At 36.8% G+C, this 12675-nt stretch carries 13 protein-coding genes; 8 read left to right on the top strand and 5 right to left on the bottom strand.

Going from position 1 to position 12675, the window contains the following annotated elements; all coding sequences use genetic code 11:
- Positions 1–116 precede the first annotated feature (116 nt).
- Genes hisG through hisIE form a run of 8 tightly spaced genes read left to right on the top strand, consistent with a single transcriptional unit; the run spans position 117 to position 7022 of the window.
- Positions 117–974, top strand: coding sequence for an ATP phosphoribosyltransferase (gene hisG / locus LQV47_RS10235; RefSeq protein WP_230036523.1), 858 nt, complete (start codon positions 117–119; stop codon positions 972–974).
- A gap of 11 nt (positions 975–985) precedes the next feature.
- Complete coding sequence (gene hisD, locus LQV47_RS10230; protein WP_230036521.1) at positions 986–2263, top strand: histidinol dehydrogenase; 1278 nt, start codon at positions 986–988, stop codon at positions 2261–2263.
- Position 2264: 1 nt separating this feature from the next.
- Positions 2265–3296, top strand: a complete 1032-nt coding sequence (hisC, locus tag LQV47_RS10225) for a histidinol-phosphate transaminase (RefSeq protein ID WP_230036519.1) — start codon at positions 2265–2267, stop codon at positions 3294–3296.
- Complete coding sequence (hisB, locus tag LQV47_RS10220) at positions 3293–4387, top strand: bifunctional histidinol-phosphatase/imidazoleglycerol-phosphate dehydratase HisB (protein ID WP_230036517.1); 1095 nt, start codon at positions 3293–3295, stop codon at positions 4385–4387. The genes hisC and hisB overlap by 4 nt, the downstream gene beginning before the upstream one ends.
- Positions 4388–4389: 2 nt before the next feature.
- Positions 4390–4968, top strand: a complete 579-nt coding sequence (hisH, locus tag LQV47_RS10215; protein WP_230036514.1) for an imidazole glycerol phosphate synthase subunit HisH — start codon at positions 4390–4392, stop codon at positions 4966–4968.
- A gap of 2 nt (positions 4969–4970) precedes the next feature.
- A complete protein-coding gene (hisA, locus tag LQV47_RS10210; RefSeq protein WP_230036512.1) occupies positions 4971–5693 on the top strand; it encodes a 1-(5-phosphoribosyl)-5-[(5-phosphoribosylamino)methylideneamino]imidazole-4-carboxamide isomerase in 723 nt (240 codons plus the stop codon).
- Positions 5686–6438, top strand: a complete 753-nt coding sequence (gene hisF / locus LQV47_RS10205) for an imidazole glycerol phosphate synthase subunit HisF (protein WP_230036510.1) — start codon at positions 5686–5688, stop codon at positions 6436–6438. Before hisA ends, hisF begins: the two co-directional genes overlap by 8 nt.
- On the top strand, positions 6435–7022 hold the full coding sequence (gene hisIE, locus LQV47_RS10200) for a bifunctional phosphoribosyl-AMP cyclohydrolase/phosphoribosyl-ATP diphosphatase HisIE (protein WP_230036508.1): 588 nt from the start codon (positions 6435–6437) through the stop codon (positions 7020–7022). Before hisF ends, hisIE begins: the two co-directional genes overlap by 4 nt.
- Before the next feature lie 739 nt (positions 7023–7761).
- Here hisIE and LQV47_RS10195 read toward each other — a convergent pair.
- The 5 genes from LQV47_RS10195 to rpmI form a co-directional block, all read right to left on the bottom strand.
- A complete protein-coding gene (locus LQV47_RS10195; RefSeq protein ID WP_230036506.1) occupies positions 7762–8931 on the bottom strand; it encodes a M28 family peptidase in 1170 nt (389 codons plus the stop codon).
- A 240-nt stretch (positions 8932–9171) separates the two neighbouring features.
- Positions 9172–10347 (bottom strand): M28 family peptidase, encoded by a 1176-nt coding sequence (locus LQV47_RS10190; RefSeq protein WP_230036504.1) that lies wholly within the window; start codon positions 10345–10347, stop codon positions 9172–9174.
- A gap of 62 nt (positions 10348–10409) precedes the next feature.
- On the bottom strand, positions 10410–11591 hold the full coding sequence (locus tag LQV47_RS10185) for a M28 family peptidase (RefSeq protein ID WP_230036502.1): 1182 nt from the start codon (positions 11589–11591) through the stop codon (positions 10410–10412).
- Between the two features lie 228 nt (positions 11592–11819).
- Complete coding sequence (rplT, locus tag LQV47_RS10180) at positions 11820–12164, bottom strand: 50S ribosomal protein L20 (protein ID WP_230036500.1); 345 nt, start codon at positions 12162–12164, stop codon at positions 11820–11822.
- Positions 12165–12284: 120 nt separating this feature from the next.
- Positions 12285–12482 (bottom strand): 50S ribosomal protein L35, encoded by a 198-nt coding sequence (gene rpmI, locus LQV47_RS10175; protein ID WP_230036498.1) that lies wholly within the window; start codon positions 12480–12482, stop codon positions 12285–12287.
- Positions 12483–12675: the final 193 nt, after the last annotated feature.

Raw genomic sequence — 12675 nt, 5'->3', positions numbered from 1 at the left:
TAAAATCAAAAATAATAAAAACCGTCTGAGTAAATAGACGGTTTTTTTGTTTCCTGAATTCACCTCAGAAATTCCAATCAATCAGTTTTTATTTACTCGGACTCAAAAAAGACGAAATGAGTAAAATAAAAATTGCAATCCAGAAAAGCGGCCGGCTCTACGAAGAATCTTTACAGCTTCTCAAAGACTGCGGAATATTTGTCAACAACGGTAAAGACCAGCTTAAAGTTTCGGTAGATAATTTTCCGATGGAAATCATGTACCTGCGAAATTCAGACATTCCTCAGTATCTTGAAGACGGGGTAGTGGATATCGCTATCGTAGGTGAAAATCTTTTGATAGAAAAAGGAAAAGACATCCGGATCATCCAGCAGCTTGGCTTTTCCAAGTGCAGGGTTTCCCTTGCTGTTCCCAAAGAGGTGGAAACCGATGAACTCTCTTATTTTCAAGGACGAAAAATAGCAACCTCCTATCCCAATACCCTAAAGACTTTCTTAGAAAAAAAAGGAATTACTTCAGATATACACATCATTTCGGGTTCTGTAGAAATTGCACCTAACATTGGTCTGGCAGATGGGATCTGTGACATAGTAAGTTCTGGAAGTACTTTGTTTAAGAACGGATTAAGAGAAACCGTCAGCCTTCTCAAATCGGAAGCAGTGCTTGCCCAAACCCCTCAACTGTCGCAGGATAAAGAAGCTATTCTCGAAAAGCTTTTATTCAGAATCAAGGCTGTTTTAAAGGCAAAGAAATCAAAGTATATCCTGATGAATGTTCCTAATGAAAAAATCGGAAAAGTAGCAGGTGTTCTGCCTGTTCTTAAAAGCCCTACGGTAATCCCTCTGGCAGAAGAAGGATGGAGCAGTATTCATTCTGTGATTGATGAAGAAAGATTTTGGGATGTTATTGACGAGCTGAAAGAAAACGGAGCCCAGGACATACTTATTATTCCAATCGATAAAATGGTCATTTAAAACACATACCTATGAAAATATACAGATATCCTAAGAAAAATATATGGGCAGATTTAGTACAGCGTCCCGTTTTTGAAAGAGCAGAAATTTCAGGGCTTATTGCTGAAATATTTGAGGAAGTTGAAAAAAATGGAGATCAGGCACTTCTTGCATTTAATAAAAAATTTGATCAGGCAGAAACTGATGGTGTCATTGTTTCAGAACCGGAAATTGAAGAAGCTGAAAAGCTGGTTAACAGTGAGTTGAAGAAAGCTATTCAGCAGGCAAAAGAAAATATCTTTCAGTTCCACGAATCGCAGAAGCAGGAAGTTCAAAAGATTGAAACAACAAAAGGAGTTGTTTGCTGGAGAGAAAATCGCGCAGTTGAAAAAATAGGGATTTATATTCCGGGAGGAACAGCTCCTTTATTCTCCACGGTTTTAATGCTTGCTATACCTGCTAATCTGGCTGGATGTAAGGAAGTTATCCTCTGCACACCACCGGATAAAAACGGAAATGTAAATCCTGCAATTCTTTATACGGCAAAACTGTGCGGAATATCCAAAGTTTTTAAAACCGGAGGAGCTCAGGCTATTGCTGCCATGACGTTAGGAACGAAGAGTATTCCAAAGGTGTATAAAATTTTCGGACCTGGAAATCAGTTTGTGGTCGCTGCCAAAGAATATGCCCAACGGTATGGGGCAGCCATTGATATGCCTGCAGGGCCAAGTGAGGTTCTTGTAATTGCGGATGAGCAAGCTGTGCCGGATTTCTGTGCTGCAGACCTGCTTTCACAGGCTGAGCACGGCAGTGACAGTCAGGTGATTTTCGTAGCTACCGACCTTAAAGTTTTCAATGAGACCATTGAGGCCATTGATCATCAAATCAAAAAATTACCAAGAAATGAAATGGCGGGAAGGGCATTGGAAAACAGTTGTTTTATTCTGGTCAATTCTTTAGATGAAGCCATTGAGTTCAGCAATCTCTATGCCCCGGAACACCTTATTTTAGCAATAAAGGATTTCAAAAAATATATTCCAATGGTCCAGAATGCAGGGTCGGTTTTCTTAGGAAATTACTCTTGTGAGAGTGCAGGAGATTACGCCAGCGGAACCAATCACACGTTGCCGACAAACGCATATGCAAGGAACTACAGCGGGGTTTCTCTGGATAGTTTTGTTAAAAAAATAACATTCCAGCATCTATCTGAAGAAGGACTTCAGAATTTAGGGAAAACAATAGAACTCATGGCAGAAGCAGAGGGACTCTTTGCCCACAAAAATGCAGTATCAATAAGATTAAAACGATAAAATGAAAAATATGAATATAACTACTTTAGTACGGGATAATATTTTAAAGCTACAGCCTTACATCAGTTTCAGGGATCATAATGAATTTAGCAGCCCTGTGCTGCTGGATGCCAATGAAAGCCCGTTTGGAGAATTTAACCGTTACCCGGATTCTACACAGAAAAAACTTAAAAATAAATTGGCGGGTCTTAAAAAAGTATCTCCTTCACAGATTGCTGTTGGAAATGGGAGCGATGAGCTTATTGATTTGATTATTAAAGTTTTTTGCGAACCTAAAAAAGATTCGATACTCATGATGAACCCTTCTTTTGCCATGTATGGTTTCTATGCAGCGATCAATGAAAATAAAGTATTGAAGTTGGATCTGGATGAAAATTTTGAAATTGTAAAAGATGATTTTTTAAAAATTATACAGGAACAGCCCATCAAAATATTCTTTCTGTGCTCACCCAATAATCCGACAGGAAACAGTATAGAAGATATTGAGTTTTATATTCAGAATTTTGACGGAATTGTGGTAGTGGATGAAGCCTATATTGAATTTTCTAAAAACAGATCAAGCGTGGAACTCCTTGATCAGTATCCTAATCTGATTGTTTTGCAGACCTTTTCTAAAGCCTGGGGTACGGCAGGAGCAAGAGTAGGAATGGCCTATGCTTCTGAAGAAATTACTAGCCTTATTAATACGGTAAAAGCACCTTATAATGTGAACTCTTTAAGCCAGCAGCTGATTTTGGAAACGATTGGTAATGAAGACAGACTCACAGAAAACGTAAACAATATTTTAAAAGAAAGAATATGGCTTAAAGAACAGTTTAAAGAGGTGGCTTGTATCTCAAAAGTCTTTCCTACGGATGCCAATTTCTTTTTGATTGAACTGAAAAATGTAGACGGCGTTTATGACAGAATGCTGGAAAATGAAATTCTAACGAGTAAAAGAGATCCTGCAATTCCCGGATGTATCAGAATCAACATCGGAAACCGTAAAGAAAATGAAATGCTGATTACCGTTTTAAAAAATATTCAATTATGAAAAAAGTGCTTTTTATAGACCGCGACGGAACACTGATTATTGAACCTCCCACAGACTTTCAGGTGGATTCTTTGGAGAAACTTGAATTTTACCCTGGAGTGTTTCAGAACCTTTCCAAAATAGCCAATGAACTGGATTATGAACTGGTGATGGTAACCAATCAGGATGGGCTGGGAACAGAAAGTTTTCCTTTCGAAGATTTTATAAAACCTCATGAAAAAATGGTGAGAGCTTTCGAAAACGAAGGGATTTTTTTTAGTGATATTATAATAGACAAAAGCTTTGAGCATGAGAACCTGCCTACCCGGAAACCGGGTGTTGGACTGCTTGGAAAATATATCTACGGAAATTATGATCTGGAAAATTCATATGTAATTGGTGATAGAAGTAGTGATGTGCAACTGGCTTTAAATTTGGGATGTAAGGCGATTTATCTTAATAATGACTTTAATAATGAATCTGCGCTTACTACTACACAGTGGGCAGAGATCTATCAGTTTTTAAAGCAGGGAATGAGAAGAGCCAAAGTATCCAGAAAAACAAATGAAACAGAAATTGAAATTGAAATCAATTTGGATGGAAGCGGAAACTCCGAAATTTCTACAGGATTACACTTTTTCGATCACATGCTGGAGCAGATTGCCAGACACGGAAATATAGATCTTACCATAAAAGTAGACGGAGATCTTAAGGTGGACGAACACCATACGATAGAAGACACCGGAATTGTATTGGGAGAAGCCGTTATAAAAGCTTTAGGTAAGAAAAAAGGAATTGAAAGATATGGATTTTTACTGCCTATGGATGATTGCCTTGCGCAAGTGGCTATAGATTTTGGAGGAAGATCCTGGCTGGTATGGGATGCAGAATTTAAAAGAGAGAAAATTGGCGATGTACCAACAGAAATGTTCTCGCACTTTTTTAAATCTTTTACAGACGCTTCAAAATCAAATCTGAATATCAAAGCGGAAGGAACCAATGAGCACCACAAAATAGAATCTGTTTTCAAAGCATTTGCAAAGGCCGTTAAAATGGCCGTAAACCAATCTGATACCAGCTATAATTTACCTTCTACAAAAGGAAGTTTATAATCATGATAGCCATAATAAAATATAACGGAGGCAATGTAAGCTCAGTTCAAAATGCACTGAACAGGCTGAAGGTAGATTCTGTAATTACAGATGATCCGGAGCAGATTGTAAAAGCGGATAAAGTTATTTTTCCGGGGGTAGGTGAAGCTTCTTCTACTATGAAACTGCTTAAGGAGAAAGGGCTTGATATACTTATTCCAAGCCTTAAGCAGCCTGTTTTGGGAATTTGTCTGGGAATGCAGCTGATGTGTGGAGATAATGAAGAAGGAGATATTCGGGGGATGGGAATTTTTAATGTGAATGTAAAACGGTTTCCCCCCGCAGATTTAGTTCCTCATATGGGCTGGAATACGGTTTCAGACCAGGCATCATCTCTTTTTTTAGGTATTGAAAGGAATGATGATGTTTATTTTGTCCACAGCTATTATTGTGAGCTGTCTGACTTTACGACTTCAGTGTGTGATTATATCCTGCCGTTCAGTTCGTCTTTGCAAAAGGATAATTTCTATGCCGTACAGTTTCACCCGGAAAAATCCGGTGGAATAGGAAATCAAATATTAATTAACTTTATTAAGCTATAACCATGAAAATTATTCCAGCCATTGATATTATTGAAGGAAAATGTGTACGTCTGTCAAAAGGAGATTACAGTACAAAAAAGATATACAACGAAAACCCTGTGGAAGTTGCCAAAGAGTTTGAAAGTTTTGGGATCAGGTTTCTTCACCTGGTAGATCTTGACGGGGCAAAATCAAAGCATATTGTCAATCAGAAAGTGTTGGAAGACATTGCCGGAGCAACCTCCCTTCATATTGATTTTGGAGGAGGGTTGAAGACTAAGGAGGATATTGAAACCGCATTCAGTTCCGGAGCACAGCAGATTACATTAGGAAGCATTGCCGTTCAGGATCCTGAATTCTGTTTTGGAATGATTGAAAAATATGGTACTGAGAAAATCATCCTGGGTGCAGACTGTGACAACAGGAAGATTAAAACCTCCGGATGGCAGGAAGAAAGTGATAAAGATATTATTGATTTTATTCTTCAATATCAGAACAAGGGAATTCAGAATGCCATATGTACCGATATTGCCAAGGACGGCATGCTGGAAGGTCCTTCTACAGGACTGTATATCGAAATTTTATATAAAACAGCGATACAGCTTACGGCAAGCGGTGGCATTTCGGGCATCAAAGACGTCTATAAAATGAAAGATATCGGATGTTCCGGGACTATTATCGGAAAAGCCATTTACGAGGGGAAAATAAGCTTACAACAACTTCAGAACTTTATTGAAAATGCTTAAAAAAAGAATTATTCCATGTTTGGATATTAAAGAGGGTTCAACGGTGAAAGGGGTGAACTTTGAAGGACTTCGCAATGCCGGAGATCCTGTAGAGCTGGCTGTAAAATATGAACAGGAAGGAGCTGATGAACTTGTTTTTCTGGATATTACGGCCACCATTGAAGAAAGGAAAACATTTGTAGAACTGGTAAAAAAGATAGGTAACGAACTGAGTATCCCTTTTACCGTAGGAGGTGGAATTTCTTCTGTGGCGGATGTCAGGAAGCTCCTGGAAGCAGGTGCGGATAAGATCAGCATCAATTCTTCCGCAGTTAAAAATCCACAACTCATCTCTACGCTGGCTAAAGAATTCGGCAGTCAATGTGTTGTGGTAGCAATTGATACCCGGTTAGCAGGAAATGTTGATTGGGTGCATATAAAAGGAGGGCGCGAAAAAACAGAGTGGATGACGCTGGACTGGGCGAAAGAAGCAGAATCTTTGGGAGCTGGGGAAATCCTTTTAACCTCTATGGATGGTGATGGAACAAAAAACGGTTTTGATCTCCGGATTACAAAACTGGTTTCTGAAAATGTGGGTATTCCGGTCATTGCCTCGGGAGGAGCTGGAAATGCTGATGATTTTCTTAAAGTCTTTAATGAAACAAGGGCTACAGGAGCCTTGGCAGCCAGTGTTTTTCATTTTAATGAAATCGGAATTATGGACTTGAAAGAATTATTAAAATCTAAAAAAATTAACGTAAGATGAAAATTAAGTTTGATAAAAGCAATGGGCTTATTCCAGTTGTTATCCAGGACCATATAACACTTCAGGTTTTAATGCTGGGGTATATGAATGAAGAAGCCCTTGAAAAAACAAAAAAAGAGGGCGTTGTTACCTTCTTTAGCCGTTCCAAAAACAGGCTCTGGACAAAAGGCGAAGAGTCCGGTAATTTTTTAACAGTAAAAGATATCAGCCTAGACTGTGATCAGGATACTATTTTAATAAAAGTGATCCCGCGGAATGTGGTCTGCCATACCGGAAGCTTCAGTTGTTTTGGAAATAAGGATCCCAAAGGATTTCTATATGAGCTTGAAGAAAAGATATCCCAAAGGATTGACAGCCGCTCAGAAGAATCTTATACCTATTCACTATACCAGAGGGGAATTAATAAAGTGGCTCAAAAAGTAGGTGAGGAAGCGGTAGAGCTGGTAATTGAAGCTAAAGATAATAATGCAGAGCTTTTTAAAAATGAAGCTGCCGACTTAATCTATCACTTCTTAATTTTACTGAAAGCCAAAGGATTTACTTTGGAAGAAATAGAAGATGTTCTCCAAAACAGAAACCGATGAAACCTTTGAAATTTTTCAAAGGTTTTTTTATGATAAGCTTGTTTAAACTAATTAAAAATTTAGTAACAAAAGCTTAGTGAAACGCTATAAACACTTTAGTTTATTTTAAGTTTAAACCGATTGAAAATAAAAAGTACACGTAAGCAAAAAATCTTTGATTTTTTTAAAACTTATATGAGCTTTAGTAAGCTTATTTTTTACAGCTTTATTAAAGTGTCCAAGAAACTTTGTGGCTTTTGACTACGTCGAATCTTCGATTTGGGGTTAAAATAAAAAGTTTAAACAGGTTCGATGTTTGTATGTTGATTTGAAAGACTAAACATACAAATTAAAGTATTAGCGAAAATTTTACTTCATTATGTAATGATGTAGTATTGCTTGGTATTGCTCAAAAGTATTCGCTTTCTGGAAAATATATCACAGCAGTACAAAACTACTTCTACGAGAAAATAAATGATGTAAAAGAGAATAAATAGTAAATAAAATATGAAACTAAATAATTTGAATCTAAGTACAAACGAGATTGTGAATATTGTTAAATATTCTACTATAGGAATTTTAGTACCGATGTTTATTATTGGCGCTATTTTTAATGCTTTAATGAAGAATAAATTATTATCAGTTTAATAAAAATGCTCTGCTAGATCGTGAAATAATGGTAGCACAAGAAAATAACCATCATAACAAAAGCCAACTTTCATAAGTTGGCTTTGCTTTTTATATTAGACATAAGATTAAATTACCTGTCTATCAATATATTTTTGACAAGGGTTTGATCACCTACTTTTAAAATGCCGATATACATTCCTTTTTGAAGTGTAGAAACATTGATTTTGGTTTCGTTATTTGTTTTAAGTAATGACCTTCCTACCAGATTGGTCATTTCAAAGCTGAAATTAGTGGTTGGTGATGGGAGCTCAACGTGTAAAATGTCATTAGCCGGATTAGGGTATATCTTTACATCTTCCAGAGTGTTGGTTGGAGCCTGCTTATTGGCTGAAGCTACTGAAGCTGTAGCAAAATGTTGTAAGGCGCCTACAGTAGCTTTTCCAATATTATAAACATAAACCGGGTCTACGTTTGCAAAAGTATCTTTACTGCTATGTGGATAGGTACTTCTTATTTTTTCAAAAAATCCGGTAATCACTTCTCCTTTTCGTTCAAAAGGAATGTAATCAGTGGCTTCAGCCGGGTCAACAGCGGTTTGAAGGGGCGAATAGAGTGCTGTACAATTTCTAAGCTGCTGGGTTACAGCGGCAGAAGCTGCATTGTTGGAGGAAACTCCACCCTGATCCTCATCGCAATACACCGTATTGTTATTATTTCCTTTTACACCACCTACCTGGTCAAGGTTAAAGACAAGTTTGATATCCAATTTGCGGACACCTCCCTGATATACCACATTATTCACATAATGGCTGCTGCCTACCAAACCTTGTTCTTCCCCTGAAAAGTGAATAAATTTAATAGAGTATTCTGTAGGAACGTCTTTCAATATTCTGGCAGCTTCCAGGATAATGGAAGTACCACTGCCGTTATCATTAACACCCGGACCATTAATGGTATCATAATGTCCGCAGATAATGACATATTTGTTGGGATAAAGAGTTCCTGTTTTGGTAATGATCAGATTCTTTGAACTCGCTGATCCATACGTAAAGGAGCTTTCCACAATTTGGCTGGCAGAATATCCGTAAGAGGTATACTTGTTTTTAATCCAGGTCAGCGTATTGTTGTTTGCCTGTGAGCCGGTGGTCTTTATTCCTAAATTACCGAATTCCTGAAGATTGGAAGTAATATTGGCCTGGGTAACCATATCAGCTCTGTTTTTATAAGCCTGAATAAAAGATTGGGCTCCGATACTCTGTATGACCAATGAAGTCAATAAAAATGTTGTGATTTTTTTCATATTATATATAATGGTTTGTAAATACGAATGTAGCAAATAAATCACAACGATGTGTTTAATAATTTAAAAATATCATAAATTTTATACAGTTTTATTATGCTGAACTTATCATGTTCCTGTATGGTACTTTGTAAAATTTCATGTTTAACTCAAAAAATAAGAATAATAAAAACCCTTTGAACGATTTCAAAGGGCTTTATATGCTAAAAGCTTGTATTTTGTTAGAATATGAGTGAAATTTTATCTCATGATCATAATTTTTCTTACCACAGTTTGATCAGCAGTTTTTAAAATTCCAAGATAAGCGCCATTTTCCAGGTTTGCAACATTAATTTTTGTTTCGTTGGTCGTTTTTAAAACAGAACGTCCGGGAAAATCAGTGATTTCAAAGCTGAAATTTTTTATCTTAGAATCAGGAAGATCAATATTGATGATATCTTTTACAGGATTAGGATATATTTTTATAGCTTCCAGTGGATTTTTTGAAACATTTTCCTTGGTTCCCAATAGAGTACTGGCAACAGCAAAATGTTGTAATGCTCCCACGGCAGCTTTTCCGATATTATAAATATATACAGGATCTGTATTGTTAAATGTATCGCTGGAAGTATGTGGATAACTACTTCTTATTCTTTCAAAAAAGCCGGTAATAATATATCCTTTTTGCTCAAAAGGGATATAATCTGTATCTTCAGCAGGATCTACAGCGGTTTGAAGTGGAGAATAAAGAGCGGTACAGTTTCTGAGTTCCTGAGTGACTACAGCAGATGCCGCATTATTGGCAGGGTCACCCCCTTGATCCTCATCACAATAAACAATATTGTTATTATTTCCCATCACGCCACCTACCTGGTCAAGATTAAAGACTACTTTAATATCCAGCATACGGGCACTTCCCTGATATGCAACATTATCTGCATAATGATAGCTTCCTACAAGCCCTTGTTCTTCTCCTGAAAAATGAATGAACTTGATAGAATAGTCTGTAGGAACATCTTTCAATATTCTGGCAGCCTCCAGGATAATGGAAGTACCACTGCCGTTATCATTGACCCCGGGACCATTGATGGTATCGAAATGTCCGCAGATAATGACATATTTGTTTGGATAAACGGTTCCGGTTTTGGTGATCACCAAGTTTTTTGAATTTCCGCCTACAAAAGTAAAAGGATCTTCTGCTATCTGGCTGGCAGTATATCCATAAGAAGTATATTTACTTTTTAACCAATTCAGAGCATCTGTATTGGCTTGTGAACCTGTTGTTTTTATTCCATAACTGGCAAAATCCTGAAGGTTATTAATGATATTGGTTTGGGAAACAGCATCAGCACGGCCTTTATATGACTGAATAAAACTTTGCGCTCCCAGATTTTGAACAATGATTGATGTAAACAAAAAAATAGCGATTTTTTTCATTTTCTGATATATTATGTAGTAAGATGTAGTATTTTTTCAAAGTATATCCTGTTTGATATGACTTATTTTTCAATGATTATCTTTCTGGTCAGATTACCTGCGCTTGTTTTTATGGTAAGGGTATAAACACCATTTGGAAGAGCGGAAGTATCTATTTTATTCTGATTTTCAGAACTCAAGACCAGATGCCCGGTCATATCATTGATCTCAATGCTAAACTGTTTCATCTTTTCTGTTTCTACTGTGATCATATCCTTAGCGGGATTAGGATATACTCTGATATTTTGTAACGGATCCTTAGCAGGCGCTTCATTCACCTGTAAGTTATTGTTATTGCTGGTACTGGCAACAGCGAAATGCTGTAACGCACCTACAGCAGCTTTCCCTACATTGAAAACATACACAGGATCTATATTGGTCAGATTATCATCCGTACTGTGCTCATTGTTGCTTTCGGTATACTCATAAAATCCGGTAATAGTATAGCCTTTTGCTTCAAAAGGAACATAATCTGAACCGTATGTATAAGAGATAGAGGTCTGAAGAGGAGAGTAGAGGCCGGTACATACCGCAAGTTCCTGTGTTGCCGTATTAGAAGCAGCATTATTACTGGATAGTCCACCTGTATCTCTTTCGCAGGTAATCTTGTTATTTAAATTTCCTATCTGGCCTCCTACCTGGTCAATATTAAAAACCAGTTTTATATCCAGTTTTTGTATACCTCCCTGATAAGCTACATTATTTACATAATGGTTACTTCCTATCAGTCCCTGTTCTTCACCGGAAAAATGAATGAATTTGATAGAATATTCGGTAGGAATATCTTTTAATATTCTGGCTGCTTCTAAAAGAATGGAAGTCCCGCTGCCATTATCACTGACACCCGGTCCTACAATGGTATCATAATGCCCGCAGATGATAACGTATTTATCCGGATATACCGTACCCGTTTTGGTGATCACCAGGTTTTTAGAATTTGTACTTCCAAAGCTGAAAGGATCCTCAACCATCTGGCTTGGAGAATATCCATAAGAAAGATATTTGTTTTTCAGCCAGTTTAAAGCATCGGTATTAGCGGTTGAACCAGTGGTCTTTACTCCAAGATTGGAAAACTCCTGAAGGTTGTTACTGATATTGGCCTGAGTAACCATATCGGCTCTGTCTTTATAAGCCTGGATAAGATTTTGAGCAGCAATATTTTGCAGCGCTACAGATGTAAATAAAAAAACGGCGATTTTTTTCATTTCTTCAATCAAATTATTTTTTGATTGCTAATATACTAATTAATTATCATCCAGCATTGTTGATCTGTGTTGTTTGTTTTGTTTTTGTTGGTTATTCGTTATTTATTTTGGAGTATTGGTTGTATTCATATCATTTTAAAACCCATACAAAAGTTTATATCCGTAATGAAATAAAAAATCCCGGGAGAACCCGGGATCTTATATTGATAACAAAAATAGTATTCTACATTATTTTAATTGATCTACAACAGCTTTGAAAGCTTCAGGGTGATTCATTGCTAAATCTGCTAAAACTTTTCTGTTAAGCTCAATGTTGTTCTTTTTAAGAGCTCCCATAAATTGAGAGTAAGACATTCCGTGCTCTCTAGCTCCCGCGTTAATACGAGTGATCCAAAGTGCTCTGAAATTTCTCTTCTTCTCTTTTCTACCACGGTAAGCATATTGCATTGCTTTTTCTACCGCGTTTTTAGCTACAGTCCAAACGTTCTTTCTTCTACCGAAAAAACCTTTAGCTTGCTTAAAAATTTTCTTTCTGCGAGCTCTTGAAGCTACCGCATTTACTGATCTTGGCATAATTTAAATTGTTTTTTTTGAAAAGGGCGGCAACAAATGTTGCTCTTTATTAGCACCGTTTCAGGGTTAAAATGATGAATTTGTTTGAATTCTTATAAACCGAATATAGATTTATAAAAACTACTTAATTGCTAATTGACGTAGAACGCTTTTTTCGTCCACTTTAGCTACGTAAGAAGTAGTAGTAAGATTTCTCTTCTGCTTAGTTTCTTTCTTAGTTAAGATATGGCTTTTGTAAGCATTCTTTCTTTTGATCTTACCAGAACCGGTAAGAGCAAAACGTTTCTTAGCACCTGATTTCGTTTTTAATTTTGGCATTGTCTTGCTTTTTTATTGTTTTTGTTATCAATATCTGTTTTGGTTACCCCTAAGGACATTAGGAATAATTGGGTGCAAAGATACAAAAAAAATCAATTCAAGCTTTATAATCTGTGATTTTATCGCAGTAAATAAGAAGACCGCCTCTCATGGAACGGTCTTCTTATGATATGCTCGGTTGGAAATCTACATT

Source organism: Chryseobacterium sp. Bi04 (assembly GCF_918698085.1).
GTDB lineage: Bacteria > Bacteroidota > Bacteroidia > Flavobacteriales > Weeksellaceae > Chryseobacterium.
This window is presented reverse-complemented; position numbering and strand designations above follow the sequence as displayed.